Below are 26567 nucleotides of genomic sequence, written 5' to 3' on the forward strand. Positions count from 1 at the left end.
TCTCGACGGTTCCCTGCGATCGAATCCTCAGACGTAACCCTCGACCGACGTGTCCCGATGTGCTGTTGACCACCCGCCGCGCCAGAGCATCAACGCGTACCTGCTCCGGGGCCGAGTCGTGGACGCATCGGCCGCAGATGAGGAGATCATGAGCAGAGAATGGGTCGCAATCGACTTCGAGACCGCCAACTGGTCGCGAGGAAGCGCCTGCGCAGTCGGCATGACCCTGGTGAAGGACGGGACGGTCATCGACCAGATGTCCACCTACATCCAGCCGCCGGGCGAAGGTGGCTTCCACCCCTACCACACGTCCTTGCACGGCATCACCGCCGAGATGGTTCGCCACGCCCCGGAGTGGCCGCAGGCACTCACACAGATCATGGACTTCGCCGGTGACCGTACGCTGGTGGCCCACAACGCCGCCTTCGACATGGGAGTGATCCGCGACGCTTGCACGGCGAGTTCCGTGCCGTGGCCTGAGTTGCGCTACGCCTGCACCCTGGTGGTCTCCCGCCTGACTTGGCAGTTGCTGACCTATCGCCTGCCCTTCGTCGCCGACGCCGCGGGCATCGCGATGGGCGAACACCACGACGCACAGGCCGACGCGGACACCGCAGCCCACGTCATGCTCGCGGCCATGCGGCTTCACCAGGCGGACACCATCGACGATCTGCTCGACGGCTTGCGGGTTCGCTATGGACAGCAGACCAGCGACTCCTGGACTGGCTCGCGACGGCTCCAATCGTCTACGACATCGGTCCGACGCGAGATCCCTACCGCCAACCCCGACGCCGACCCCGACTCGATGCTGTATGGCTTGAACGTGTGCTTCACCGGAACGTTGACGACGATGACGCGCGCGGAGGCTCATCAGCGACTCGCCGACGTCGGAGGACAGGCAGTACCCGGAGTCGCCAAGAAGACCGACGTGCTTGTGGTGGGCATGGCGGACCCGTCACGATTCGCAGTGGGGATGAGCGTCAGCAGCAAACACCGCAAAGCACAGGAACTGCTGGACCGCAGCTACAAGATCGAGATGATCGGCGAGGTCGACTTCCTTGAGTGGCTCAGCAGTTGAAACGTTGAACAGTCAGCGTGAACCGCCGGCAGCGATCAGCGAATTCTCCCCATAGCCGAGATCGACAAGACTTCTACTTTGCGTGGAGGCCACTGGCTGCGGGCGTCGAATTCCGTCATGGTCAGGCTTGTGGCCTCGCGGAGTCGGCGCAGTTCGAGACGAGCAGGCCGCCACGCGGTGCGGGTATGCCGTCCATCGACCCGTCACCTCACACCACAACGTCGTGCTCGGCGCCGGAACGCTGCCCAGAGTGCCTGGCGTCCGCGCCGGATCAGGCTGGTGAGGCGGTCAGCCTCAGCGGTGCCGAGTCGGTCCCGTACCAGCTCCGCTGCCTCGGCGTGAAGGTCCGCCGGCAGCCTTCCCCTGGCGATGCCGGTAACCAGCACACCGAGGCGGCGCACGTCGTAGAGGTCGGTTCGTGACATGCCTGTCTTCCCCGCATCCGCTGCCGCGGTCCCTGCGGCCTCGTCGTTGCCATAGCGCCGGGCGGCGATGTAGCTGAGGAAGACCGCGAGTCCCTCCAGCACCCGTCGATCCTGCTCCGGCGCCTCGCGCAGCAGCTCGCGCAGTTCGATCACGATCGCGTAGCCGTCCAGGCATGCCAGGGCGGCTCGCAACGTGTCGGACTGGGCGACCAGTCCGCTGTCCGGTGCGAGCAGTCTGGACCAGGTCGCGCCCGGAATGGAGGTATGATCGCCTCGCTCGGTGGTCAATTCCCGTCCCTTCCGCAGGGGCGTCGGGTCCGGTGGAGTTCTGGCTCTGACTCGAGTCTGGATGTGTTCGTCGTCGGACGGCTCGGCCGACTTGAACGCGTGTCGGTGCGCGGTCGTGAGGGTCGGCGGAGCCGACACAAGATCACCGGTTCGCCTGCCGGTCGTAGGTGTCAGCCCAGTGACCGAGGATGTCGTGCGATTCGGTCGGGGTCACGGCCAAGGAGTCGAGGTGCCGCATCTTCGTCTGGTAGAGGAGCACGGCGGCCGGAGCGTCGTGGAAGACGGTTGCGCTGTCGGTCTCGGTATACGCCAAGGGTTTGATGGGTGGGTCGAAGGTCAGGATCGTGGCGGGGTTCCTGAGGGTGGCATGGGATCGTGCGGCCATGGGGATGACCCGCGGGACGAACTGCTCCGATCCGCACATGAGGGTCAGGTGCAACAGCTGGTCCCGCATCACCGCCGGTTCACCGACCACCATGCGCAGGGCGGCCTCGTGGATGTAGAGGACGGTTGTCGAGCAGCTCCGGCGGTGTGCTGCCTGCTGCCGGGCGATTCGTGCCCGAGCGACGTTGAGGTTGCCGGTCAAGGCGTGGGCGTAGTCCTCGGTCTGGGCCAGGCTTGGGACGGTGAGGGGTTCGTAGGTGGTGATGGTCCGTGCGGCTTGTTCGTGCAGCGACAGGGCCACCAGGGTGTCCGGGATGCGGTCGTGCGGTCGGAGAAAGCTGCCGGTGTCAGGTTCGCCGGCGATGGCCAGCACCCGGTCCCGGGTGGGTTTGTCGGCACCCAGGCGGCCGACCAAGGTGCCGATCTCCACCGCGCTGGTGCCCCGAGTGCCGGTTTCCAGCTTGCTGAGCTTGCCCAACGACCAGCCCAACGCCTCGGCGACCAACCCGGACGACATTCTGGCCCGACCTCGAATCCGTCGCAGCTCCTCGCCGAGCTCGCGGCTGCGGGCGGTGCTCAGCCTTGGCGGCGCGGGGTTCTGCTCGTCGGTCTTCATTGGCCTCCCTTGCGTGCTGGGTGTGGCGGGTACGGGCCGGGGGGCTTGTGCGCCCGTACCCGCCACACCATGTCCGGCCGGCGTGCGGACCGGCCGGTGGTCAGGTGAATTTCGGTTCTTACAGCGAACGAAGTCCGGACGGGTGGGCCGGACTGCGGCTTGTCCGGAACGACGAGTCGCACAGCGACGGGCTGTGGACGTCAGGTTCGATGTGCGGGTCAGGTGACTGCTGACCACCAAACGTCGTTCGCGGTTAAGGCACTGCTTCGCAGCCGGTCCGCGATTGCGGCGGGCCGCAGGTCGATCTCGCGGAGGGCAGCGTCAGTGGCCCATCGCAGTTCGCATCCGCTGGACGCGGCGGGAACAGGCTCCGTCAGCGTCAGGTCGAACAGAAGCGCCACTTCGTGGACCGGCCGCCCGTTCGGGTCGTTCTGGGTGTGGTGCTCCACGGCGGCGAAGAAGTCGAGGCGGACGATGCCGGCGTTGAGGTGTTCGGCGAGGGTCCGGCGCAGCGCATCGTGCACGGCTTCGCCGGGGCGGCCTACGAGGCCGCCCGGCAGTCGGAACGCGGAGTCGTGTTGGTCGCGGACAAGAAGGATGTGCTCACCACGTCCAACAAGTCCGTATACCGCAAGGAGTGGACCAAGCTGGGGACTGCCTTCGTGGTTCATCGGGTGTTCTCCGGGGCGGGCGAGCTGGAAGTCATCGGCTGCGCACGCCCCTGAAGCAGAAGACTTTGTCGCGTGCGGTGTTCCGTGACGGCCTATAGCCAATCGAGATCACGGCACATAGACCAGAGCATCGACACCGGCAATCAACCGGTCAACGAGGGCGTCACCCGGTCATGGAACGGGCATGCCGATGACCGGTCCGCAACCGGTGAGGTTCAGAACTCGCGCCAGCGACCAAGGTCACGGGCACGGGAACCGTCCAGGCGCTGCCGCAAGGCTTGGGCGTGCACCGGGGAGCGGCGAGCATGCCGCAGCGGGCCGCTCAGTTGCACCAAGTCGCGCATCTCCATCAGCAACTCGAACCCAGGAGAGGCCGCAAGGTCGTAGCCGTAGCGGTCTGCGAAGCGTCGGGCCCAGTCCGGGTCGGTTCGGTACCGGCGAGCGGCATGCCAGGACGGGATCAGGTCGACCTCGCGTGGTCCGCAGGCAACGGAATCCCAGTCGCCCAGCATGACGGTCGAGGTGGTCTGGTCCCACATGAGGTTGCCTGCCCACGCGTCGCCGTGGATGAGCCCCACGCCCAGCGGCCACTCGATCGCGTCGAACTCGCCCCGCAGCCTCGTGATGCGCGTGAGCAGCCACTCCCGATCTTCGATGGGAAGCACTGACGACGTTTCGGGGGCGGCGACGGCACGTTCCAGCGACCGCAGCGGCTTCCAACGGGGAAGCGGGATCGAGGGCTCGGGAAGTTGGTGCAGTCGCCGGACGAGGTCGCCCAGCACAGCCGAGTCCAGGCCAGTGCGCTCGTCCGGCTGCGGGTAGTAACGCCAGAACGTCACGGTGCGGTCTGTGACCACGACGACGCCGATGTCGTCCAGGGGGACGGGGAGTGGGTACCCCTGCGAGGACAACCAGCGGACCACGCCGAGCATCGTGTGCGTGCGGGCGAGCCGGTCACCGGTGGCGACGCGGGCCACGGCGTCTTCGGCAGGAAGCCGGATCACCGTGTTGGAGTAGTCGTGGATGATCTCGGCGTCGGTTGCGTCCAGCCCGGCGGCGGCGCACGCCGAATCCATGATCATGTACAGGTCGGGATCGTGGTCGCGCTGAGGATCGTCACGTGACGAGTAGCGGCGGCTGCCGGGACTCGACGGCGTGGGATCGCGTGACGTCACACAGGGATTGTGCCCGTCGGCAACGCTCGGAAGCGGCCTGTCTCGATGATTTCGGCCCTCAGCTCCGCCGAGGTCCTGCCGCGCAACCGTGGGGCACCCAGGTGGTCGGCCAAGCGTCGCAGCGCCGGTTCCAGTGGAGCGATCATGTCCGTCTCGGCGAGGTCGAGCACGGGCCGGGCTGAGGCTGCGGCATCGTCGACCCGGCCCAAGGCGGCCTGAGCAGCAGCTCTGTCCAGGTAGGCGATCGCCACATCGCCGCGGGATCGTTCGTGGGCGGGCCCGCGGTCGTAGGCGGTGATCGCCGCATTGGCCGCGTGTTCGGCCAGCTCGTAGCTACCACAGGCGAAGTAGATCTCTGCATCAAGAGCCTGCTGTTTGGCGATCCCGAAGTGGAGGATGCCACCGACCGCATCGAGTTCACCGCGACCGTCGCCGATCCGATCGCGCGCCCGCATCGCGTCCATCTGCGCCTGCCTTGCCTCCTCGGGAGCACCGGCGTGCGCGGCGAACCGCGATTGATAGCTGAACAGGCGCGCGACGACGGTGCCGGTCGATGAGCCGACCAGGGACTGGGCCTTGGCTACCAGCGTCAGCGGTGCTGCGTCGATCGGCGACCGTGTGGGCAACGAGTCGGTGATCAACCCTCTGGTCCCCAACGCCCACGCTTGCAGTTCCGGATGCCCGATCGCCTTGGCCAACGTTTCCGCAGTCCGGGCGAGCACGAGCCCGTTGTCGGAGCTGCCGACGACGTGGCAGCCGTGCGCGAGCACCACACTGGTCATCCCGCCCAGTAGGTACAGGTCGTTCGTCTGCCGAGGGTGTGGACCGGCTTCGAGAACTGCCCGCAGCTGCGCCCAGAGCCCCGTCAGCGGCTTGAACCACTTGCTCGCTGGTTCATGGACGAACTCTGTGGCCAGCCGGATCAGAGTCCGGTAGTACATGTCCAGTGCCTCGTCCGGCACGAGGCGGGACTTCAACTGAGTAGTCATGTCCACCGCGCCCGCAGCGGCCTCGGCGGCGGCTGCCCAACCCTCGGTGTCGTCGTCGACCTCCCGGTTCCGCAGGAGCTCGCCGAGTGACGTCCGCCCGGCGACCAGATCGTCGAGCACCTCGGGCGTCATGCTCAGACCGAACCGCTCGTTCGCGACGGTCAGCAGCCGCCGGAGGTTCGCCTTGTCCGGTTGGCCGTGGCCGTTGGCCCAGCGGCGCACCGAGGACACGCTGGTCCCGGTCATCTCGGCGACCCTTTCGCGGGTGCCCAGTCGGCCCAACAGTTCGGCGAGGGGAGTCGGCGACGTCATGCCGACCTCCTACTCGATCGAAGCGGCGGTTTCCGGTGACGGCCGACGCGGCCCGAGACGACCCGGCGTCTGGTCATTCCAACCCCACCTCGGGATCGGAGAGCTCGCGGGTACGGGCACGCAGCGCGTGCCGAACGGGCGCGTTCGGCGCGAGTTTCGCCCAGACTGCGCGGACCTGCGGGCACGGCACCGGTTCGCCGACAGCCACCCACGGAAGGACGCGTCGCATCCAGCGCCACCGTGTTGAACACGCTCGACATCGACCGTGATCGTCCGGCTGGTGACTCGTCAACAGGCTTTCCATGATCGCTACCAGACCCGGCACCTCGGCCTCCAGCACCGCCACCTTGCCCTCGTCGTCGCCACGCTCCATGACGTCCCGGATGCCCACGACGTAGTCGGCGACCGCCCTGACGAGTTCGCTGTACGTCAGCCCGTTCCCGCCCGCATGCGTTGCCGTCATGACGTGCTGTCCTTCCCTACGGGTATGCATCCACGAGCCGCCGTGAGCACGGCGTACCTGCGCTGTGTAGGGACCCTCCCGAACGAAGGGCGAGGCTTCGCGTTGATCTCCGCACGCCAACCCGCATCGCACATCGCGCATTCCGGTTCGCAAGCCAGCTTGGGTAGGACGCGAGGGAGTGTGATGTCCTCCCCACACACGGTCTTGATCTCGTCGCCTGGAGCTGCGACGAACGGGATCGCGTGACGCCCGCCCACATGCGGGTACCAGCGGTACAGGGGCGGAGGGACCGTATCCGTCATGACGGCCTCCCACCGACGCGGTGATGGGGCCACGGTCCAGTCAGTCCCTCGGGCTCGCTTACCGCGTGGGGCCCGTCGCCATTGCCGGTGGATTTGGCCTCGCCCGGGGTGAACCACACGAGACGAACCCGAACCTGGCCGCCGACGGCGAAGAGCCGCAGCGCATTCTCGGGTGCTTGCAGGCTCATCCGCCGCCTGTGTTCGACCGACACGACCTCGGCGTGGTCGGCGAATGCCATACCCCAGGCGGCGATCCGGCCATCGACGCGGTCGCCGAACTCCTGCACCACGGCGAACAGTCGGGGCGCTTCGTCCGCCACCATTTGTTCCAAGATCGTGGCGAACTCCGGCTCGTCGCACGACGACGTCAAGCCCAAGCGATTGCGCACGAGCTCGTCCAGCGGGTGACGATGTGCTGTCACGGGTTGCTCCATCGGTAGTCGGTTGTCTCAGGTTTTGGTGAGGCCCCTGGGTCAGTCGCCCGTCAGTCAGTGCTGGTCAGGGTGTCGCAGGCAGATATGAGCCGTTCGACGGTGCACCTGGGCGCGGTCACTGTTGCCGCTCTGGCCGGCACGGCGTGCGGCGACCTGACCATCGACGTACGCCTGGTAGAGCGCGGCTGCCAATCGGATGACGAACGCGATGGCGGCGATGACCCCCACGACGAACTGCATGGTGGGGTTCATGTGCGGGCCTGTTCCACCGGGACGGCGTGTTGGTGCTGATCGCGCGTTTCGGGGTCGTCCAGCGCGAGTACCGCATCACGCAGAGCATCACGCAGACGACCGACCTGCAACGGCCTCAGAACGGCGACCTCGCCGGGAGGGAAGACCAGCGCCACCCGGTCGTTGCCGGTCGGTAGGACGAGGATCTCCCGCCGTCGGCCGGCGATATCCCGGCACGCTGCCAGCCACTGAGGGGGCTTGCGTCGCGCTCGCCACATGACCGCTCTCCCTGCCGTGCCCGACCCTTGATCCCAGGCCGGCTGTGGTACCGGCGAAGCCGGGCCGGGTCGGGGTTCGACCCAGCTCCGCCGGGGCTTTGTGCCGAGAGGCGCACCGTGCAGGCACCTATATCGACACCTCTGTAACGTAGCTTGTATACATACAGAGGTCCATGCACCGGATGGGTGGAGCTGGGCGGTGTCGCCTCAGGTGATGCGACACTGTGTATGACCTGGCCGAGTTGTAGGAGGGCGTCAAGTGGCCGACCGCCGCTCAGATCCATCCGCGCTGCGCTTCCTGATCGGGCACGACCTCCGGGTCGCCCGCGAGCGCGCCGGCCTCAAGCAGGCTGAGGCTGCCACGGTGCTGGGCTGTAGCCAGGCAAAGATCAACTACTTGGAGAGCGGGAAGACGCAGCAGAAACCCGACGAAGTCGGGGCACTTCTTCGGGCGTACGGCGCGGACCTGGAGCACGTCGACCGCATGACATCACTGGCGGCAAGCGCCGATCAGGCCACGTGGTGGGCGCCTTTCAGCGACGTACTGCCCAACTGGTTCAAGATCTTCGTCGGACTTGAAGGACTCGCCGTCGCCGAGTTCGCCTACGAGTCGCTCCTGCTGCCCGGCCAACTCCAGACGCCCGAGTACGCAGCCGCGTTGCTGGTGGGCAACCTCCGCGTTCCTCCGATGGACGCCCCGCAAGTGGTTCGAGCCCGGATGGCGCGGCAGCGACTCGCCGACGACACCAACCCACTGCGGTTCCGCGCCGTCATTGAGGAGTACGTTCTGCACCGCGTTGTCGGCGGCCCTCAGGTGATGCGAGCCCAGCTGGAACACCTGCTGACGCTGATCGAGCGCGAGAACGTCGAACTGCATGTCATGCCGGTGAGCGTGGCCGTGCACGATGGCCTTGACGGGGACTTCCTGCTCCTGGACTTCGAGGAAGCCCAGAGCATCGGCTACATCGAGTACCCGACCGGCGCCGTGCACGTTCAGGATCAAGATCAGGTGGCGGCGTATACTTTGTCCGCAGACCGGTTGTGTGCCACTGCGCTGTCGGTGTCCGAATCGGCTGACGCCATCGCCGCGCGCATTAAGACCTTGACGACCACCTCGGAGGACTGAGATGACCCCCGCCGACCGCCTCGCGTGGCGGACCTCCACTCGCAGCAGCAACGGCGAAAACTGCGTCGAGGTCGCCCCGACGGCGGACGGCGCGATCATCCGGCACAGCAAGAACCCCGACCACGGCACCATCGCCTTCTCCCATCCAGAGTGGGTGGCGTTCGTGCGCGAAGCTCGCGACGATGTCATGTCCGCCAACGGGGTTGCCGCCATCACCAGGATCGGCACCGACACCCTCGTCAAGTCGCTCAACACCGAGGTCGAGCTTCGCTTTGACGACGGTGAGTGGTCAGCTTTCCGAGCGGGAGCTGCTGCGGGGGAGTTCGACTTCAGCAGTCAACTCGCCAGCGCCTGATCGCGAGCACTGATCGAGCGCTGCAACCTACCGCTACGATCGGCGCTTCCGAGGCTGACGCATGGGCGTAGACGAGGGCCCCGCCGAGGTGGCTGGACTCGCCGCGTGGGCCGGGGGCGAGCGGCTCGCGTGGGGCTCCTACCGCTGGCTGTCGGTTTCATCGATGGCATCACGGAAGTGGCCCACCCCCGCTCGCGCGGGGAAGACGTACTCGGGCCGCACTCCGGCGCGGATCTCGTCGGACCACTCCCGCTCGCGCGGGGAAGACTCCGCCGAGGTGAGGTTGACGGTTCGGGTTCCGGGACGCTCGCGTGGGGAAGACAGACGTTCGATCTCATCGGGCCGGAAGCCAGCGGGACCACCCCCGCTCGCGCGGGGAAGACGAACTCGACCTACTCACCGCACTGCCCGACCACGGACCACCCCCGCTCGCGCGAGGAAGACGTGCTGCTAACCGGCCGTCACGTTAGGCGTTACGGACCACCCCCGCTCGCGCGGGGAAGACGTCAGGCGGGTGCGGAACGGGTCCGGCGCGCCCGGACCACCCCCGCTCGCGCGGGGAAGACAACGCCGTTCCCGCGTCATCCATGTCGAGCCCCGGACCACCCCCGCTCGCGCGGGGAAGACTCGCGCCGGGACAGCACGGTGTGCAGCGCGGCCGGACCACCCCCGCTCGCGCGGGGAAGACATCTGGGCGACCGCCAGGGCGGCGAAGAACCAGGGACCACCCCCGCTCGCGCGGGGAAGACTGAGCTTGTCCTGTGCGGCGGTGAACTCGGCGCGGACCACCCCCGCTCGCGCGGGGAAGACCCCTGGCCAGACGCAGTGACCCGCCCACCGTCGGGACCACCCCCGCTCGCGCGGGGAAGACTGGTCGTAGATGATGCCGACCGACCCGATGGCTGGACCACCCCCGCTCGCGCGGGGAAGACGCACACCGGCACCGGACCATCGTCGGTGAGCAGGGACCACCCCCGCTCGCGCGGGGAAGACCGCCGGTACTGCTGGGACTTGATGCAGATCAAGGGACCACCCCCGCTCGCGCGGGGAAGACGGCACGGCGAGCCGTGTGAACGCTTCCCGAGCCGGACCACCCCCGCTCGCGCGGGGAAGACCTGGGCTGGCAGACCTGCCCGATGGTTCACGTCGGACCACCCCCGCTCGCGCGGGGAAGACACTTCTTGACCAGCTACTTTACGCGACGAATCACCGTTTTAGCATCGGTTTGATGCTGGGACGTCTTCACGTTGAATCGCATCTCGAACTGGCCCTGTCGCCCGTCAGGCGTCTATGGCGGTCGTCGTCACGGGATCATGGCGGGCCCGCGTTGGGAGGTGGTGTCGTTGGCCGGTAGCGACACGGCGGCGGGTAGTCAAGCGTTGTGAGTTGATCAGACCGTGGCGGGGTCGTGGGCCGGGCGGCCTGAGGTCATTCGAGAGGATTGTCGGGTGTGGTGACTACCTCGAAACAGTCTTCGAAAGCCATCGGACGGAGTGCGACGAGGACGCCCGCGATGAACGCGGAAGCCGGTCGAGCGTCTCCCGAGAGGACCCGTCCCACGGTGGAGCGGGTCACTTCCATCGTTGCTGCGAGTATGTAGTCGGAGTGAAAGCCGGCCAGTCGTGTGACTTGGTGAAGGCGTCGTCTGAGTACCTCGATTACCCCAGGGAGATCGCTCGTTACCGGGAGATGTTCGACCAGGCCCAGAAGTCCGCGCTCGGCCCGGCGAAGTCGATCGACCTCATGGATGGCTGGGGTCGAACTGTGAAGGCGAGTGCAAGGGGGTGCCGGACCATGTCCGCCCTGCGCCAAGGATCTTGGAGAAAGAGCAGTCGTTCCAATGGTCGGAACGGGGCTTGTGTAGAGGTGGCACGAACCGCGAACAAGACGCTTCTCCGCGACTCGAAGAACCCGTCGGGCACCCGATTGGCCTTCGGTGTCGATACTGTTGTGGCTCATCGGTCACATTAAAGAGGGTCGGTTCGACGCGTGATAGTGGCTGGGCGTACGTCCGCGGTGCTGTTGGCCACGCGGTCATTTCGCTGGCCAGCCCGCGGATCGATCTACCAGGACGGTGTCACGGACTCAAACGGAGAAGCGGACACCGTCCTGGCCCCACCAGTACTTCAGGCAGGCGGCTGGGTCACGGAGCAGATCTGGCGACCGTCGGAGGCTGTCAGGAGCCTCGGTCGGATCGGGACGTAGTAGGCGTTGTTGACGCGACCGCTGGGGAAGAATCGCCTGGAACCCCAGGGGCTGACGCACGTGTGGTAGCTGCCGTCTGCTGTGTCCACTCGGATGAGGATGAACGAGTCGGCGCAGTGGGTGTAGAGGCCGGTCGCGCCTTCGTGGTGGTCCGGATTGACGTGGCGGAAGCCGCATCCTACGGAGAAAGGTGCGTGTTGCGCCTCGGCCGGGTGCGGTGTCAACAGTGTCGAAATCGTCGTGGTCACGAGGACAAGTGTGTGGCGCAGCTTGGTGCCGATTCCGGTCATTGTGATCGCCCTTCCTTGATGTGAGATCGAAGTGGCGATTACCAGCGTCCTGCGAGTGTGACCACCGGAACAGGGTTTCGTCTTTCCGAATAGGAAGGAATAGGTCACACCTGGAGGTTCCGATCATCTCGGTGGGTGGCCCATGTGGGTGGTTGCCGCGGTGTTTCCGGACCGTGGGGCGGGCATGGTGGTAGATGTCGGGCATGAGCTTCGGTGCTGAGGTCGGGCGGATGGTTCGGGCGAACCAGGCGAACTGGGATGCGCGGACGCCGGTTCACGTGGCGAGCGAGTTCTACGCCGTGGGCAGGCGTGATCCGCTCGGCTGGTTCGCCCCGTTCGAGTGGGTCGATCTCGGGGATCTCGCGGGCCGGGAGTTGGCGCACTTGCAGTGCCACATCGGGATCGAGACGGTCGGGCTGGCGCGGCGGGATGCTCGTGTGACGGGGTTGGACTTCTCGGCTGCTGCGGTCGGCGAGGCCCGTCGCATCGCTGCGGAGGAAGGGGTGGGCGTTGAGTACGTGCACGCCGACGTGCATGACGCGGTGGCACATCTCGGCGCCGGACGGTTCGACATCGTGTACACGGGCAAGGGCGCGTTGTGCTACCTGCCGGATCTGCCTCGGTGGGCGGCGACGGTGGCGGATCTGCTGAAGCCCGGCGGGTTCGTCTACATCGCCGAGTTCCACCCTTTGCTGAACGCCCTGGGGCCCAAACCCGGACCAGGTGAGGGGCCGGAGTTGTTGTTGCGGCACGACTACCTCGAAGGGCGAGGCGCGATCCAGCGGGACTCCACCTACACCTACACCGACGGCCCGGCTCTGACGTCGGACACGGTGTCGTACGAGTGGATGCATTCGCTCGGCGAAGTCGTCACCACGCTGGTGCGGGCGGGTTTGACGATCGACAGCCTGACGGAGACCGAGTTGTTGCCGTGGCCGCGGTGGTCGCAGATGGTGCGCGCCGACAGCGGCTGGTGGGCGCTTCCCGAGGGCGAGCCGAGGATCCCGCTGTTGTACGGGCTCAAGGCGTCGAAGCCGAGGGCGTGACGCTGACGGCCGACCTGGGGACCGGCACCATCCCCAGTCGGTCGCGCACATCGGCTGCCCGTGGATCGTCGAGTTCGTCCAGGATCGCCAGCGCAGCCACCCAGGAGGCCCGCGCACCCGAGGGAGCGCACCTCCCGACGGCGTCACCGCGCGCGATCAGCGTCTCGGCTTCACCCCAGCGGTCACCGATCTCGCGTCGTGCGACGAGGGCGAGCTCGAACTGGGCGAGCGCATCCTCATGCCGGTCCATCGCATCGAACGTCGCACCGAGCTTGGTCAGCGTGTAGCCCTCGCTGTAGCGATCACCGGCGTTGCGCATGATCCTCAACGCGTGTTCGAAGCAGGTCAGCGCCTCGGTGAACCGGCCCAGTCGACGATGTGCCTCGCCGAGGCCGTTGACGGCGACTGCTTCGCCGGGATGGTCGTCGACCTGCCGGAACACGTCGGCGGATTCGGCGAATGCCTTCGCGGCGGCGTCGTGGTCGTCGCGGTCTCCTTCAAGGTAGCCGAGCCCGGTCAACGTCCACGCTTCACCGGTCAGGTCGCAGAGGGTGCGGCGCAGTGCCAGGGCTGCGGTCAGTTCGTTCTCCGCCAGGTCGAATCGGCGTCGTTCCCGGTGGGCGTGCGCCAGGTTGTTGAGGATCCAGGCTTCCCCGAACGAGTCACCGCCCGCCCGGGCCGCCGCGAGCCCAGCTTCGTGTGTCGAGATCCATTCTGCCCAGTGCTTCCGCAGGGACAGGAAGTTCCACAGCACAATGGGTAGTTGCCACGCGTGGGTGTGATGGCCGCGTTGGTGGGCGAGACGTGTGGCGGCGACCAGATTGCCCAATTCGGTGTCGCACCAGGCCAACGCGGTCGTATAGGTGAAGGCCGGCGGTGCGGGCGTGCCCGGCGTCGGTCGGTTCAGGGACGGATTGCGGTACTGCGGAGCGAGCGCGTCGTTCGCCTGCGCTGCGGCGTGCAGATACCAGTCCAGCATGCGCAGTGAGGCCGACTCACGATCTCCCTCGCTCTCCTCTAGTCGAGCGCGTTCCATGCTGTAGGCGCCGAGCAGGTCATGCTGCCCGTAGCGGTCGTGCCCGACCTGCTCGATCAACCGCACCGCGGCCAGCTCGCCGAGTGTCCTTCTCGCCTCGTCCACCGGCACGCCGCACAGCGCCGCGGCGACGTGCTCGCTGAAACTCGCGCCGGCGTGCAGTCCGAGGAAACGGAACAGCCTGGCGGCGCCGTCGCTGAGAGCCCGGTACGACCAGGAGAACACCGCCCGCACCGCTTCGTCCTCGTGGGACAGGGCGTCCAGTCGCTTGTCCACCGCCGACAGTTCGTCGGCGAGCTCATGGAGGGAGAGGTGCGGATGCGCCGCGACCCGTTCCGCGGCGACCCGGATGGCCAAGGGAAGGTAGGCACACAGCGCCGCGATCCTCTCCGCAGCCTCGGACTCTCGGGCGACGCGTTGCTCGCCGAACGTGTCGCGCAGCAGGCTCAACGACTCTTTGGCGGTGAGTGGTCCGAGACTCACGAGGTGGGCGCCCTCGCGCATCGCGAGCCCCGAAAGCCTGCGACGGCTGGTGACGATCACCAAGCAGCCCGCGATGCCGGGCAGCAGCGGGCGCACCTGTTCGGTCGTGGACGCGTTGTCCAACACGATCAGCGTCCGCGTCCCGGCCAGCCTGGTCCGCAACAGCGCCGCCCTGCGATCCAGGGCGGGCGGGAGATCGGCCGGCGCAACGCCGAGGTCGCGGAGGAAGGCCTCCAAGACCTCGGACGACGCGGCCGGATCTTCGTTCGCGGCCCAACCACGCAGGTCGTAGAACAGTGCGCCGTCGGGGAACTGTGTCCGGATGTGGTGTGCCCACGAGACAGCCAACGCCGTCTTGCCGACGCCCGCCGGTCCGTCCAGCGCAAGCACGCCAGTCGACTCACCGCGCACCAGTTGCTCAGAGGCCCTCCCCAGTTCGGCGAACACCTCACCGCGACCTACCAACCTCGCCGAGGGCGGAAGCTGAGACGGAGCCGGTGTTGAACGGTGTCGGGTTCTCCCGGCTCCTTCCCACACCAGTGCCACGAGCGCGCCACCTGTTCCAAGCGCCTCATCACAGGCTCGTGCGAAGTCGTCCGTGGCTGGCTTGACTCCGTTTTCGACGTTGCTGACGTGCCCGACGCTGTAGTGGCACCGCTCAGCCAACTGCGTGATCGTCAGACCGGCCCCAGTCCGTAGGCGACGGAGTTCTTCGCCGATTCCCTGCCCGTTATTCGTTATTCCCTTCAAGCGAATACACCGCCCCCCTTGCCACCCCCAGACGGCCCGGCCAGTGTGGTGACAACCGGGAATCCGGCCGGAGGCACCACGAGAGACCGAGGATATGCGGATCTGACGTGGACCACTGGTCTATTCGATCCCATGACGACCCTATCGAGTGATCGGTGACCTGCTAGGTATACCCCAATGCCGCTTAGTTAGTGATCTTGCCGAAGAGGTGGATGCCAGGTGGCCGGTCGTAGCGGGTGCCTGTGTGGTGCGCGCGTTTGATCAGCTTGCTGCCGACGTTGCTGCGTTTGACCACGCGTGGGTAGGAGCGGTGGCGGCGGCCCCGGGCGCGTCGGTGTCGGATCTCCTCAAGCGTCTCGATGATCGCGTTCTTCAGGCGGTGAGGGGGAAAAACCCGCCTGGTTGGTGACCTGGCGGCGCACAGCGTTGAGACTTCGGACGAAGGACAACCCGTCGACGTCGGGCCCGTCGTCCGGACCGAGGCCCTCGGCGGCCTCCAACATCAACGCCCGCACCGCGTAGTGGGTCAGCAGCAACGCCCAGATCTCCTGCCGGACCAACTCCGGGGACTTCGACCGCAGCACCCTGCCATGCGGCATCTGATGGGTCTCGATCTCGTCCAGGGTCAGCTCGAACTCCCACCGCTGCCGATACAGCACCGCCAACTCCACCGCCGGCGCCACCTCGTGATCCATGATCGACACCACCAGGCGGATCATCTCGGGCTGCCCGCCGCGGTCGGTCACCGAGTACTCCACCACCCGCACCGGCAACCGCGACCCCTCCGGCGCCCGCGACCGCTTGCCCCGCTTCAGGTCCGCCTTGACCTTCGAGGGCAGCAGCTCACTGCGGTAGGACCCGTCGGGAAGCCACCCCAACACCGGCAGGTCCACATCGTCACGGACCCGCCACACCAATTGCGCCCCGCTCCGGCGCGCCCGCTGCCACAAGTCGTAGGAGAACACACCGCGATCGGCCAGCACCAGCATGTCCGGCTCGAACGCCGCCACCAACCGCTCGCACAAGCCGCGTTCCTGCACCCGCCAGGAATCCAACTCCGCCGCCACGATCGCATGCGTGCCGCACTCGCCCAGCCCCATGATCCGCACCTGCGGAAACGGGCTCTGCCCGCCCTTGTGCGGCTTCTTGCCGAACTCGGCTACGTTGGCCGCCGTGTCGGGCAAGTCCAGCACGACACCGTCGACCGCCATCACCCGCCACCCGTGAAACCACGCCCCCCGCGTTCCGGCATGGGCCATCGGCACCGCCACCCGGTCGAACAGCACCCGCAGCGGCGCCTCGCCCAACCGCCCCCGCGCCTGGGAGATCGCCCCCGTCGTGGGCACCGTCCACCCCTGCCGCCACGTGCCCAGAAACCGCAGACCGTCGACCAGCTTGCGCATCACCTCTTCGTAACCGTCATCGAAGAACAGGCACAGCGCCAGCACGTAGTAGACGACCACCCGCGCGGGCAGCAGACGCGACCGCCTCTCCCGACGCCCCGTTTCCGCGAGCACCTCGTCCACCAGATCCCGGTCGAACACACGGGCCAGCACACCGATGCTGATCCCATCGGTGAAACGGCGAGCAGACGGCACTGATCAACAGTACTGCCAACCAATCCACTCGCCTCAACCCGCACACCAAGGCCACTAACTAAGCGGCATTGAGGTATACCCGCTGTAGCGGCTTTTTCGTCGCAAGAGGAGTTGATGCACGATGCCGACCGATGCGGCGTGGGGTTTCCACAACTCGCGGAACGACACCATCAATCCCCGGTCGAGTGCGAATCCAACTAATGAGTGAAGCCATCCGGAGGGTATCGTCACGCTGCGAATTGAGGGGTAGCCATGTCCGCAGAATGGTCGTGGACGCTCGTCGGTATCGCCTGTGGCCCCACGCTGACCGCGCTGACGGCGCGTGCCGCAGCAGGGCAACCGCTGTTCCCGCCGCCTTGGTGGCGCCCGAACCTGTCGCGCGAGGCGTTCATGACCACATCGGTCCTATGCGCCTTGCTGGCACTGATGAGCTACCGCTTTGCGGGATCGCCGCTCCTGCCCGCCGTGTGCTGGCTCGCGATCACCGGTACCCAACTCGTGCTGATCGACCTGACCTGCCACCGTCTTCCCCATGCGATCACCGGTGCGATGTTCCTCGGTGGGCTGGTCCTGCTCGGCTACGCCGCACTCCGCGTCGGCGGGACGTCGGCGTTCCTGCGGGCGGTAACCGCGTCCGGGTTGCTGTTCGCCACGATGCTGGCCGTAGCGGTGCTGGCGTCGCCCATGATCGGCGGTGGCGATGTCGCACTGCTCGGCACGGTGGGCCTCTACCTCGGCTGGGTGGATTGGTCCCGTGTCGTGGTCGGACTGCTGCTCGCACTGCTGATGGCCACCCTGGCCGCCACCGCGCTCTTGGCGTCCCGCCGGATCGGCCCTCGGGACCCGTTCGCAATCGGACCGGCGATCGTCGGCGGCACGCTCATCGCACTGGGCCTTCCCTGACCGACAGCTACGGAGGCTCGGGATGTGCGTCCCCTTCCGCCACGACGACCACGACCTGAGGACGGACATGCAGATCTTCCACAGCACAGCCACGGCCTTGGTCGTCGTGCTCGTCGTAACCGCGTGCAGCCCTCTGGGTACGGGCTCACCCGCTGAGCCGGGCGTCGCGACCGGTGTGGGCACCTCATCTCTGCCCGAGGCGTCCTCACCGGCACCAAATCCAGCCGACGAAGCCGGAAGGCGCGCGGTGGACGCCTACCGCGGTATGTGGCTCAGCTACGCAGAAGCCGGCACAACGTCAGATTGGCAGTCACCGAAGCTGGGTCAGTTCGCGACCGGCACGGCGTTGTCCACCATGACGCGAGGTCTGTACGGCGACCACTACAAGGGCGTGGTGTCGCGTGGGGAGCCGATCCTCGACCCGTCGGTGTCGTTGGTCGAGCCGGCCGAGGCTCCGACCAAGGTCGTCGTCACCGATTGCGGTGACTCAACGAACTGGACGAGGCACTACCTCGACAGCGGTCAGCCGGCCGACGAGGAACCTGATGGCAGGCGGCACATCGATGCCGTGGTCGAGAAGCAGGCAGACGGCACCTGGAAGGTGGTCGAGTTCGGTGTGCAGGAGGTGGGCACGTGCTGAAGTGGACATCCGCCGTCGTGGCGTCGGTACTCCTTTGCGGTGCCTCTCCGGCTTTCGCCGGACCGTGGGGAAACGTGGATTGCAGCCAGGCTCCCGCACCGGTATGCGATCTCGGCGTCGGAAACAACGAGAGGCCGCACGAGGCTTGGGACACGGGCCGACCCTCCAGTACTGATCAATCATCAAGTGATGCCGAAGACCCGTACGTGGGGTGCAGCTACAAGCCGGTCGACTACCAGGCCCCCGATGGGCAGCCGCAGGAACCCGGCGGCTGGTTCATGGTGTTGTGCTCGCCGGACGGCAAGGACCCGTTGTCCCACGGACCGGTGTGGGTCCCGTCCGGTGGCGTGCGGCCGACGCTTTCACCGGAACAGGTAGCCGAGATGGCACGCAACCGCTTGCTTCTGCCGTCGGTGACGATCTCGGCCAGTCCTGCCGACGAGCAGCTGGTCAGCTTGCCCACGTGGTTGTGGTTGAGCGGTGGCTGGGAAGAGGTGTCGGCGAGTGCGTCGGTTCGTGGTGTGTCGGTGACGGCCGTGGCGAAGCCGATGTCGGTGACGTGGTCGATGGGGGATGGCGGCTCGGTGACGTGTGCGGGGCCCGGAACGCCGTTTGCTCCTGGGCACCGCGACCCGAGGAGCGCTTCACCCGACTGTGGGTACACCTATCGCACCTCTTCAGCCGGGCAGGGCACTGACGCCTACAAGGTGACCGTCACGGTCACATGGGCCGTGACTTGGGCCGGCGCCGGCCAAGGCGGCACGTTTCCGAACCTGACCACCTCGGCATCCTCTGCGTTCCGTGTGGCCGAGAGCCAGGGGATCGCGACCGGCTGAGCCCGGACGTCAACAACGAAACACCCGTACCCAACGCACGTCGAACGCTCATGTCGACGTGTCGCGATGGCTCCATGCCTGAAGGAGGTCGGTGATGACCGCTTCTGTTCTACACACGAAGGAGACGGCCGGCGCGTCGGCGAGCGCGTGGGCAGGCCGCGACCGCGGCAAGGCGCTTTCACGCTTCGGCGGCGGCCGTCGTCGCAGGCTCCCGCATCTGCTCGTCGGTGTCCTGCTGGTGCTGGGCTGCGCTGCTGGAGGCGTTGTCGCCGTAACGGAGTGGGCGGGTAGGGAAAGCGTGTTGGTATTGGCGCGATCCGTTGTGGTCGGGCAGGTCCTGACGGCCCGGGACCTCGAGGAGGTGAGCATGACGACCGACTCGGGTGTGGACCTGGTTCATGCGGCGGCAGTGTCCACAGTGGTCGGTAGGCCAGTGGCCTACAACCTGCCTGAGGGGTCTTTGGTGACCAGATCCCTACTCGGCACACCGCAGGTCCCGTCTCGTGGCGACGCGATTGCGGCGCTGGGCTTGAAGCCAGGACAGTTCCCACCCGACATCGCGCCTGGAGCCACGGTGATCGTGCTCGCGACCGCGACGCAAGGGGCTGGGTCTGCCGACGTACGGACGTCGTCATGGACCGCGGTGGTCACCGGGCTCGCCGCGAGCGAAACCGACCAGATCACCGTGATCTCGCTGCAATTGCCGGAAGGGGACGCCAAAGCACTGGCCTCGGCGCCTGCCGGTCAGCTCAGTCTGGTCATGATCGCGGGAGGTGGACGTTGATGCTCGTCGTGGTGTGTTCCCTCAAAGGATCTCCCGGTGTCACGACGTTCGCTACCGCCTTGGCCGCACGATGGCCGGTTGGGGAGAACCCGATCCTGGTCGAAGCCGATCCGGCGGGCGGCGACCTGATGGTCCGGTTCCGCTTGAACGACTCGCCTGGCCTGGTCACCATGGCCGCCGCCGCGCGACGCAACACCGACCCGACCCTGCTCGCCCAGCATGTTCAACTGCTGCCATCGGGGCTGCGTATCGTGATCGGGCCGGTCGGTGCGGAGCAGGCACGTGCTTCGCTCAGTGCCTTGGATCTGTCGTCTCCGTTGCGCCGCGCCGCCGATCAGCCTGGTACGACGGTGATCGCGGATTGCGGACGGGTCGACCCGGACTCACCCGCATTGCCGATCATCCGCAGCGCGGACGCGATGGTCCTCCTCGCCCGCCCTCACGATGACGAGCTCTCACACGTCGCGCTCAGGCTTACGACGGCTCAGCGGTGGTCGCGGCGGCCTGGTTTCGTTCTGGTCGGTGACGGCTACGGGACTCGTGAAGTGTCGCAGGTGCTGGGAATTCCAGTGATGGGCCGCGTGCCGCAGGATGACAAAGGGGCTGCTGTGCTGTGCGGGCACGGCAACGTCCGGTCGGGACCGATGCGCTCGACCCTCGGTCGCGCCGCCGCGCAGATCGCGCAGTTGATCGCGGCACGGGCGCAGGCGGCGGACAACGGCATGCTTTCCGGCGTGCCGCGGCAGGTTCTCACTGCTAATCGGTCCGTGCCCGAGGCAGGCCTACAGCCGCTGGGGACATCATTGCGGAACGGCGCATGCTCATGACCACGACCAGATTCGGCGAGATCGAGCCGTCAAACGACGTAGGCGCGCAGTACCCGGCCCTGTCCGGGCCTTCCGAACCTCCGTACCAGTCGACCCATGAAGCCGCAGCGGTGAACCGACTTCGTAAGCGCCTCCGCGAGGAGTTGTCCACCCGCCTGAGCGAGCACATCAAAGGGGACGAGAGCTCCGGCCGCGTGCCGATCGGTTCCACACAGCGCAAGCAGTTGGCCGAGTCGATCCTGCATGAGGTCGCTGAAGTCCATGCTCAGGACGAACTCCGCGACTCCGCGACCGGCGGGATGCTGGTAGATCCCGACACCGAACAACGGGTGATCACCGCCGTGCTCGACGAGGTCTTCGGCCTCGCAGGGCTGGAACCACTGCTGGCAGACACGTCGGTGGAGAACATCAACGTCAACGGCGACAGGGTGTTCGTGAAGTACGCCGACGGTAGGCGAGCGCACCTGGCGCCGTTGGTCGGCTCCGACCACGAACTCGTCGACCTCATCCGCGACCTGGCCACCCGCAGCGGTGTCGAGGAACGCCGCTTCGACCGCGGCAGCCCAATCGTCAACTTCCAACTGCCCGGCGGTGAACGTGTGTCGGCGGTCATGGCCGTCACCGACCGGCCGTCGGTGTCGATCCGTCGCCACCGCTTCGCTCGCGTCACCCTGGCCGAGCTGAGGGAGAACGGAACCATCGACCTGGTGTTGGAAAGCTTCCTGACCGCCCTGGTGCGTGCGAAGCGCAACATCCTCGTCACCGGGGGCACAGCGATCGGGAAGACCACCATGCTGCGCGGTCTCGCGTCCGCGATCCCACCGTGGGAGCGGCTGATCACCATCGAGGACGTCTTCGAACTCGCCTTGGGTGACGATGCCGAGGCGCACCCGGACGTGGTGGCGATGCAGGCCCGCGAGCCGAACATCGAGGGGCAAGGCGAGATCTCCCTGTCGGACCTGGTGTGGCAGTCACTGCGCATGTCCCCGGATCGGGTCATCGTCGGCGAGGTCCGCGGCCCGGAGGTCATCCCGCTGACCAACGCGATGTCCATGGGCAACGACGGTTCCATGGGCACCCTGCACAGCAGCTCCAGCCGTGGCGCGTTCACAAAGCTAGCCGCCTACGCAGTCCAGGGATCCGAGCGGCTGCCGATCGAGGCGACCAACCTGCTCGTCGCGTCGGCCTTGCATTTCGTGGTGCACCTGGACAAGCCCCGCGACGACAACAGCAAGCGCGTGGTGTCCTCCATCCGCGAAGTCGTCGACGCCGACGACCGCCAGGTCGTGTCCAACGAGGTGTGGAGGCCAGGTCCGAACCTGCGTGCCGTGCCGGGTGCGCCGCTGCGCGCGGAAACCCTCGACCTGCTCGTCGACGCCGGTTACGACCCCGACCTGGCTGAGCGGCGTGAAGGGTGGTGGCAGCCATGACAGCGATGTTCGGCCTGCTCGCCGGCGGTGTGGGCATGGGGGTCGTGCTCATCGGCACTGGGCTGCGCGGCCAGAACACCGGCCCGACGCCATCACGGATCCGCATGTGGCTCGCCCAGAACCACGACCGCAAGCAGATCGCGAGGCTTGCCGGGGCCGCGGTTGTCGGCCTGGCCGCCGGCTTCTGCACCGGCTGGGTCGTCGGCGCCGTTTTGACGGCGCTCGCCGTTGTCGGTCTGCCGCGCGTTCTGGGGTCCGACGTCGACCACAAGCGGAACCTGGAACGCATCGAGGCGATCGCCGGGTGGACCGAGATGCTGCGGGACACGTTGGCCGCCGCAGCCGGCTTGGAGCAGGCCATCCTGGCCACCGCACCGGTGTCCCCGGCCGCCATCCGCGACGAGATCACCGACCTCGCGGTTCGGCTGGAGCGTGGAGAGCGCCTGGCTCCGTCCCTGCGCACGCTCGCTGATCGACTCCGCGACCCCACCGCGGACCTGGTGATCTCGGCGCTCGTCCTCGCGTCCGAGCACCAGGCCAGGCAGTTGGCGGACCTGCTCGGCGAACTGGCCGGTGAGGCGCGGGAGCAGGCGTTCATGCGCATGCGGATTGAGGCCGGCCGCATGCGGACGCGGACCAACGTGCGCGTCATCGTGATCACCACGCTTGCCTTCGCCGCCGGACTGGTGCTGCTCAACCGCGGCTACCTCGCGCCCTACGACAGGGCATTCGGCCAGGTCGTGCTGCTGGTGGTCGGCACGTCGTTCGCGGTCGCGTTCACCTGGCTGGCCACGATCGCCCGGATACGTGGGACGGAGCGGTTTCTGACCGACCTCACGAGGGAGGGAAGCCTGTGATCATCAGCGCTGCGATGCTCGGTGCCGCGCTTGGCACCGGACTGTGGATGTTGTGGGTTTGGGTCTTCCCTCCTCGCCGTGTTCTGGCCGCCCGGCTCGGTCGGCTCAATGCCACACCCGCGCCACCGCCGATTCTCACCACCGACTCCGGCGGTTGGGCATTGCGAGTCGGGCAGCCGTTCATCCGACCGCTGCTCCAGCTAGGACTGCCCACTCAGCGGCTGCGCGACGACCTCGCGGTCCTGGGCAAGGGGACTGACCAGCACCTCGCCTGGAAGGCGATCCTGGCCATGACCGGGCTGGCGCTGCCTGTCCTCGTGGACGTCCTGCTCACCGCCGTCGGGCTAGGTCTGTCATGGCAGGTTCCGGCCGTGACGGGCCTCGTGCTGGCCGTGGTCGGGTTCCTGCTTCCAGACCTCAGCGTGCGTCAGGAAGCCGAGCGTAGGCGTTCGACGTTCCGACACGCCCTCGGCGCGTACCTCAACCTGATCCGGGTGCTGCTTGCCGGTGGAGCCGGAGTCGACGGAGCGCTGACGGATGCCGTTGGCGTCGGCAACGGCTGGGCGTTTCAGCAAATCCGCCACGCACTGGTCACCGCCCGGATAACCCGAACGACACCGTGGTCCACCCTTGGCCGGCTGGGCACCGAACTCGGCGTGCACCAGCTCTCCGAGCTGGCCGCGTCGGTCAGCCTGGCCGGAACCGAGGGAGCCCGGGTCCGCGCCGGTCTGGCAGCCAAAGCCACCGCGCTGCGCACCCGTGAACTCACCGACGCTGAAGGCGAAGCCCAATCGGCGACCGAACGGATGAGCCTGCCGGTCGTGACGCTGTTCGGCGGATTCCTCGTCTTCATCGGATATCCCGCGCTCGCTCAGGTGCTGAGCGGGCTCTAGAACTCCCAGGGCGCATCGCCCTCACGAAGGAGCCTTCACAACGATCGGAGACACCCTCATGTTCACCATCAAGGTCATTTGGCACGTGCTCGACGCCCGTATCCAGCTCTTGCGCCGATCCGGGGACCGCGGCGAGATCACCAGCACCGTGCTCGTCATCGCGATGCTCGCCGTGCTCGCGATCGCGGTCATGGGCGTCATCGCGGCGAAGCTGATCGCCAAGGCGAACAGCATCGACCTGGGTCTGGCGTGAGATGGCCACGCCAACCCGGCGGCACCACCGGCAGGCAGGACGCAGGCTGCATCTGGTGAAGGATGTCCTCGGGAGTGACCGCGGCGCGGTGAGTGCGGACCTGACGCTCGTCACACCGTTGTTGTTGCTGATGCTGCTGCTCATCGTGCAGTTCGCGCTGTGGTCGCACGCGGCCCACATTGCCCAGGTTGCGGCGTCACAGGGACTCGCCGCCGCACGAACCCACGGTGGCAGCGCCGAACTCGGTGCCGCCACTGCGCAACGGGTCCTCGACGACCTCGCACGCGGGCCGTTGAGGGGAGTCAGTATCAGCGCGGATCGGGGCACCGTCTCGGCCTCGATGCGCATCACGGGCACTGCGACGGCGGTTGTTCCGTTCCTCGACCTGAAAGTGCACGCGGAGGCCGCAGGTCCAGTCGAACGCTACGTCCCGCCGACCGTGAGCGGAGCGACGTCGTGATCAGGGGAACCGGCCGACGCGTCCGGAGCCGTCCCGTGTCCGCCCGGGTCGTCTCGATCCGTCTGGATGACCGAGGATCGGCCGCCACGGAACTCACCCTGCTCACGCCGTTGCTCGTGTTGGTGCTGCTGTTCGTGGTGCTGTGCGGTCGGCTTGCCGAGACGAAGCTGCGCATCAACGACGTCGCGCACCAGGCTGCACGTGCCGCCACGCTGGCACGCACACCTATCCAGGCGCTCTCCGACGCCGAGGCCACGGCCGCCACTGCTCTGGCAGAGGCCGGTGTCGCCTGCCGGTCCTTGAGGGTGGCCGCCGACCTTCAAGGGCTGCGACCAGGCTCGACGGTCACCGTCACCGTGGCCTGCACCGTCGGACTCGACGACTTGGCCCTGCTCGGCGTGTCTGGCTCCCGCACGTTCGAATCCAGCTTCTCGTCACCGGTCGACCGGTGGCGCGGCACCGCTTCGTCGGCTCGGGAGGGAGGCAGCCGATGACACCGGATGCTTCGACGGGCCGCACAGCCTGGCATCGGCTGCGCCGGGACGAACACGGTGCCGTGACCGCGTTCGTCGTCATCATCGTTTCCGCGTTCATGTTGCTCGCCGGGCTCGTGCTGGATGGTGGGCTTGCCCTGGCCGCCAAGAGCCGTGCGCTCGGCGAAGCGCAGGAAGCCGCCCGAGCAGGTGCCCAGGAGATCGACCTCGTCGCGTATCGAGCCGACGGAACCCTTCGCCTGGAACCCCACCAGGCCGGCACCGCCGCCCGCGACTACCTCGCTGACACCGGCCACACCGGCACCGTCTCCGTCATAGGCAACACCGTGCACGTCACCGTGACCGTCAACCAACCCACGCTGCTGCTCGGGCTGGTCACCATCGACTCGATCTCCGTCACGGGCACCGGACAAGCGCGGCCCTTCTACCGGGATCGGCCGGTCACAGCGTTCCCGTCTGGCTCAGTGGGCCGGTTCCCCGGGGATGTCTTCGATGTGCAGTTGCCACCAGTTGTCGTCGACGAGAACGTGAAGGTCGGGACCTCTGCCGACGACGTGCGCTGTCGGGGGCAGTGGCCGCCCGTCGGGTTGGACGAGCCGATACTCGCTGGTCACGTGCAGGCGATCGTCGCTCAGGACACCCACGACCAGGCTGTCGTGATCGGGCCCGTAACCGCCGTACAGCGCGATGCGAGACCCACCCACGGCGAGGGCCCTGGCTCCGGGGATGTCGTTGTGCCATCCGGTCACCGTGTCATTCTGGATCCGGACGACGTGGAAGTCGGTGTAGTAGCAGGCCCATGTCGTGTCGCCGTCGACGTTGAGCGCGTAACAGTCGCTGATCCCGCCCCAAGGGTTGTCCTCATGCGACGGGTATCGCCATTCCTGGGCGAAAGCGGCGGAGAACCGGGTAAGCCCACACGATCCCAGTGGCGGCTCACTGCCCACATTGCCCCAGCCGTAGTTGCCGTAGACCCCTTCATCGAAGTAGCCCACCCAGATCTCACCGCGGCGGGTGGTCTGGACGTGTTCGATACCGTCGCCGAGGGTGTGTTCGGCCAGCACCGCTCCGGTGGAGTCGTACACGATCGCGTTGCGGTCCGGACCGTCCGGCCGCCACCGACACCGGGCGCCCACGACCAGGACCTGGCCGTCGGGCAGCGGCTGCACCGAGGGGTGCGCCAGCGGAAGACTGGGAATGCGAGCGGCGACGACCATGTCTGGTGCGTGCACGGTCACTCGTGCCGCGGCCGGTCGCGGCGCCAGGGAATCTGGGAACGTGGCCCATCCCGGCTGCGTCGTGGTCGATGTCAACGTCGAGAGGTCCTCGGCTGCCGACCACAACGCCACGACCTCGCCCGATGGGCCGACCGACGCGGATATCCGCACGTCACCCTGCTGTGGCGCAACGAGTTGGGCGTGGTGACGGGCCCGAACCGTGGGCAGCGCCATCACCGCCGCACGCCGTGCCGCATCCCTCTGTTCGCGCTGCTGAGCCCAGTCGTCATCGTCCACCGGTGTATTCGATCACGCCGCCGTTGGCGTGACCCACCGTATTTCGCGGTCGACGGAGTCGAAACTCACCAGATCCGTACCGGTCGCGGTTGGCCACGGGTGGGTGGACAGCCCGAGTCGGTGTGCCCGCCACTCGATCTG

The 26567-nt window shown here is 67.3% G+C and carries 31 protein-coding genes, 1 pseudogene and 1 CRISPR repeat array; of the genes and pseudogenes, 18 read left to right on the forward strand and 14 right to left on the reverse strand.

From position 1 onward, the window contains the following. Positions 1–148: 148 nt before the first annotated feature. Positions 149–1078: an exonuclease domain-containing protein gene (locus F4560_RS05045; protein ID WP_184916891.1), complete on the forward strand. Its 930-nt coding sequence runs from the start codon at positions 149–151 to the stop codon at positions 1076–1078. A gap of 203 nt (positions 1079–1281) precedes the next feature. On the opposite strand, the gene F4560_RS05050 is transcribed toward F4560_RS05045, so the two are convergent. The 3 genes from F4560_RS05050 to F4560_RS05060 form a co-directional block, all read right to left on the reverse strand. Beyond that, positions 1282–1791 (reverse strand): hypothetical protein, encoded by a 510-nt coding sequence (locus tag F4560_RS05050; protein WP_184916894.1) that lies wholly within the window; start codon positions 1789–1791, stop codon positions 1282–1284. A gap of 142 nt (positions 1792–1933) precedes the next feature. Next, complete coding sequence (locus F4560_RS05055) at positions 1934–2791, reverse strand: helix-turn-helix domain-containing protein (RefSeq protein ID WP_184916897.1); 858 nt, start codon at positions 2789–2791, stop codon at positions 1934–1936. A 218-nt stretch (positions 2792–3009) separates the two neighbouring features. Continuing rightward, the gene (locus tag F4560_RS05060) at positions 3010–3390 is read right to left on the reverse strand and encodes an NUDIX hydrolase (protein WP_312869836.1); all 381 of its coding nucleotides are present in this window, start codon (positions 3388–3390) and stop codon (positions 3010–3012) included. On the opposite strand from F4560_RS05060, the gene F4560_RS45965 reads away from it, so the two are divergent. Continuing rightward, positions 3310–3516 (forward strand): hypothetical protein, encoded by a 207-nt coding sequence (locus F4560_RS45965; RefSeq protein WP_312869899.1) that lies wholly within the window; start codon positions 3310–3312, stop codon positions 3514–3516. The genes F4560_RS05060 and F4560_RS45965 overlap by 81 nt on opposite strands. Positions 3517–3677: 161 nt before the next feature. Here the strand turns inward: F4560_RS45965 and F4560_RS05065 are convergent, their stop codons facing one another. The 7 genes and pseudogenes from F4560_RS05065 to F4560_RS05090 all read right to left on the reverse strand — a co-directional run bounded on the left by F4560_RS05065 (position 3678) and on the right by F4560_RS05090 (position 7389). Further along, positions 3678–4637: an aminoglycoside phosphotransferase family protein gene (locus F4560_RS05065; protein ID WP_184916903.1), complete on the reverse strand. Its 960-nt coding sequence runs from the start codon at positions 4635–4637 to the stop codon at positions 3678–3680. After that, positions 4634–5758, reverse strand: a complete 1125-nt coding sequence (locus tag F4560_RS05070) for a hypothetical protein (RefSeq protein ID WP_184916906.1) — start codon at positions 5756–5758, stop codon at positions 4634–4636. Before F4560_RS05070 ends, F4560_RS05065 begins: the two co-directional genes overlap by 4 nt. A gap of 36 nt (positions 5759–5794) precedes the next feature. Next, positions 5795–5938: pseudogene (locus F4560_RS46500) on the reverse strand (helix-turn-helix domain-containing protein); the annotation flags it as partial. A gap of 73 nt (positions 5939–6011) precedes the next feature. Beyond that, on the reverse strand, positions 6012–6401 hold the full coding sequence (locus F4560_RS05075) for a hypothetical protein (RefSeq protein WP_184916909.1): 390 nt from the start codon (positions 6399–6401) through the stop codon (positions 6012–6014). Then, positions 6398–6703 (reverse strand): HC3 family zinc finger protein, encoded by a 306-nt coding sequence (locus F4560_RS05080; RefSeq protein WP_184916912.1) that lies wholly within the window; start codon positions 6701–6703, stop codon positions 6398–6400. Before F4560_RS05080 ends, F4560_RS05075 begins: the two co-directional genes overlap by 4 nt. After that, on the reverse strand, positions 6700–7125 hold the full coding sequence (locus F4560_RS44110; protein WP_312868481.1) for a hypothetical protein: 426 nt from the start codon (positions 7123–7125) through the stop codon (positions 6700–6702). Before F4560_RS44110 ends, F4560_RS05080 begins: the two co-directional genes overlap by 4 nt. Before the next feature lie 66 nt (positions 7126–7191). Continuing rightward, positions 7192–7389, reverse strand: coding sequence for a hypothetical protein (locus tag F4560_RS05090; RefSeq protein WP_221483342.1), 198 nt, complete (start codon positions 7387–7389; stop codon positions 7192–7194). Positions 7390–7421: 32 nt separating this feature from the next. On the opposite strand from F4560_RS05090, the gene F4560_RS46505 reads away from it, so the two are divergent. From F4560_RS46505 to F4560_RS05110, 4 genes are all read left to right on the forward strand, one after another. Beyond that, positions 7422–7565, forward strand: coding sequence for a hypothetical protein (locus tag F4560_RS46505; RefSeq protein WP_221483343.1), 144 nt, complete (start codon positions 7422–7424; stop codon positions 7563–7565). A 340-nt stretch (positions 7566–7905) separates the two neighbouring features. Continuing rightward, positions 7906–8772 carry a helix-turn-helix domain-containing protein gene (locus F4560_RS05100; protein WP_184916920.1) on the forward strand — a complete coding sequence of 289 codons (867 nt, stop codon included), beginning with the start codon at positions 7906–7908 and terminating at the stop codon, positions 8770–8772. A 1-nt stretch (position 8773) separates the two neighbouring features. After that, positions 8774–9127 (forward strand): DUF397 domain-containing protein, encoded by a 354-nt coding sequence (locus F4560_RS05105; RefSeq protein ID WP_184916922.1) that lies wholly within the window; start codon positions 8774–8776, stop codon positions 9125–9127. A 355-nt stretch (positions 9128–9482) separates the two neighbouring features. Next, a CRISPR array of direct repeats spans positions 9483–10303; the repeat unit is 28 nt; unit sequence GGACCACCCCCGCTCGCGCGGGGAAGAC. Between the two features lie 618 nt (positions 10304–10921). Further along, positions 10922–11098 carry a DUF397 domain-containing protein gene (locus F4560_RS05110; RefSeq protein ID WP_184928900.1) on the forward strand — a complete coding sequence of 59 codons (177 nt, stop codon included), beginning with the start codon at positions 10922–10924 and terminating at the stop codon, positions 11096–11098. A 155-nt stretch (positions 11099–11253) separates the two neighbouring features. Here the strand turns inward: F4560_RS05110 and F4560_RS46510 are convergent, their stop codons facing one another. Further along, entirely contained in the window at positions 11254–11622 is a 369-nt protein-coding gene (locus F4560_RS46510) for a DUF6355 family natural product biosynthesis protein (protein WP_376775417.1), read from the reverse strand. 203 nt (positions 11623–11825) lie between these two features. Here F4560_RS46510 and F4560_RS05115 point away from each other — a divergent pair, with 203 nt between their 5' ends. Further along, complete coding sequence (locus F4560_RS05115; protein WP_221483345.1) at positions 11826–12668, forward strand: class I SAM-dependent methyltransferase; 843 nt, start codon at positions 11826–11828, stop codon at positions 12666–12668. Here F4560_RS05115 and F4560_RS05120 read toward each other — a convergent pair. Continuing rightward, positions 12643–14937 (reverse strand): tetratricopeptide repeat protein, encoded by a 2295-nt coding sequence (locus F4560_RS05120; RefSeq protein ID WP_184916924.1) that lies wholly within the window; start codon positions 14935–14937, stop codon positions 12643–12645. The genes F4560_RS05115 and F4560_RS05120 overlap by 26 nt on opposite strands. A 347-nt stretch (positions 14938–15284) precedes the next feature. Beyond that, complete coding sequence (locus F4560_RS05125) at positions 15285–16535, reverse strand: IS4 family transposase (protein ID WP_184916321.1); 1251 nt, start codon at positions 16533–16535, stop codon at positions 15285–15287. A 252-nt stretch (positions 16536–16787) separates the two neighbouring features. On the opposite strand from F4560_RS05125, the gene F4560_RS05130 reads away from it, so the two are divergent. The 11 genes from F4560_RS05130 (at position 16788) to F4560_RS05180 (ending at position 24912) form a co-directional block, all read left to right on the forward strand. Next, complete coding sequence (locus tag F4560_RS05130; protein WP_184916926.1) at positions 16788–17438, forward strand: A24 family peptidase; 651 nt, start codon at positions 16788–16790, stop codon at positions 17436–17438. Positions 17439–17460: 22 nt separating this feature from the next. After that, on the forward strand, positions 17461–18078 hold the full coding sequence (locus tag F4560_RS44125; protein WP_246477734.1) for a hypothetical protein: 618 nt from the start codon (positions 17461–17463) through the stop codon (positions 18076–18078). Then, positions 18072–18914, forward strand: coding sequence for a hypothetical protein (locus F4560_RS05140; protein ID WP_312868487.1), 843 nt, complete (start codon positions 18072–18074; stop codon positions 18912–18914). Before F4560_RS44125 ends, F4560_RS05140 begins: the two co-directional genes overlap by 7 nt. A 94-nt stretch (positions 18915–19008) precedes the next feature. Further along, complete coding sequence (locus tag F4560_RS05145) at positions 19009–19698, forward strand: SAF domain-containing protein (RefSeq protein ID WP_184916928.1); 690 nt, start codon at positions 19009–19011, stop codon at positions 19696–19698. Continuing rightward, a complete protein-coding gene (locus F4560_RS05150) occupies positions 19698–20525 on the forward strand; it encodes a CpaE/TadZ family protein (RefSeq protein ID WP_184916931.1) in 828 nt (275 codons plus the stop codon). The genes F4560_RS05145 and F4560_RS05150 overlap by 1 nt, the downstream gene beginning before the upstream one ends. Then, positions 20522–21955 carry a TadA family conjugal transfer-associated ATPase gene (locus F4560_RS05155; RefSeq protein ID WP_221483346.1) on the forward strand — a complete coding sequence of 478 codons (1434 nt, stop codon included), beginning with the start codon at positions 20522–20524 and terminating at the stop codon, positions 21953–21955. The genes F4560_RS05150 and F4560_RS05155 overlap by 4 nt, the downstream gene beginning before the upstream one ends. Continuing rightward, complete coding sequence (locus F4560_RS05160) at positions 21952–22812, forward strand: type II secretion system F family protein (protein ID WP_184916937.1); 861 nt, start codon at positions 21952–21954, stop codon at positions 22810–22812. The genes F4560_RS05155 and F4560_RS05160 overlap by 4 nt, the downstream gene beginning before the upstream one ends. Then, on the forward strand, positions 22809–23705 hold the full coding sequence (locus tag F4560_RS05165; RefSeq protein ID WP_312868490.1) for a type II secretion system F family protein: 897 nt from the start codon (positions 22809–22811) through the stop codon (positions 23703–23705). Before F4560_RS05160 ends, F4560_RS05165 begins: the two co-directional genes overlap by 4 nt. A gap of 58 nt (positions 23706–23763) precedes the next feature. Continuing rightward, positions 23764–23958: a hypothetical protein gene (locus tag F4560_RS05170; protein ID WP_184916940.1), complete on the forward strand. Its 195-nt coding sequence runs from the start codon at positions 23764–23766 to the stop codon at positions 23956–23958. 55 nt (positions 23959–24013) lie between these two features. Beyond that, complete coding sequence (locus F4560_RS05175; protein ID WP_312868492.1) at positions 24014–24418, forward strand: TadE/TadG family type IV pilus assembly protein; 405 nt, start codon at positions 24014–24016, stop codon at positions 24416–24418. 35 nt (positions 24419–24453) lie between these two features. Continuing rightward, complete coding sequence (locus F4560_RS05180) at positions 24454–24912, forward strand: TadE/TadG family type IV pilus assembly protein (protein ID WP_184916946.1); 459 nt, start codon at positions 24454–24456, stop codon at positions 24910–24912. Between the two features lie 461 nt (positions 24913–25373). Here F4560_RS05180 and F4560_RS05185 read toward each other — a convergent pair whose 3' ends face one another. Next, positions 25374–26426 (reverse strand): hypothetical protein, encoded by a 1053-nt coding sequence (locus tag F4560_RS05185; RefSeq protein WP_184916949.1) that lies wholly within the window; start codon positions 26424–26426, stop codon positions 25374–25376. Between the last annotated feature and the right edge of the window lie 141 nt (positions 26427–26567).

Origin of the sequence: Saccharothrix ecbatanensis (assembly GCF_014205015.1) — a bacterium.
Classification (GTDB): Bacteria; Actinomycetota; Actinomycetes; order Mycobacteriales; family Pseudonocardiaceae; genus Actinosynnema; species Actinosynnema ecbatanense.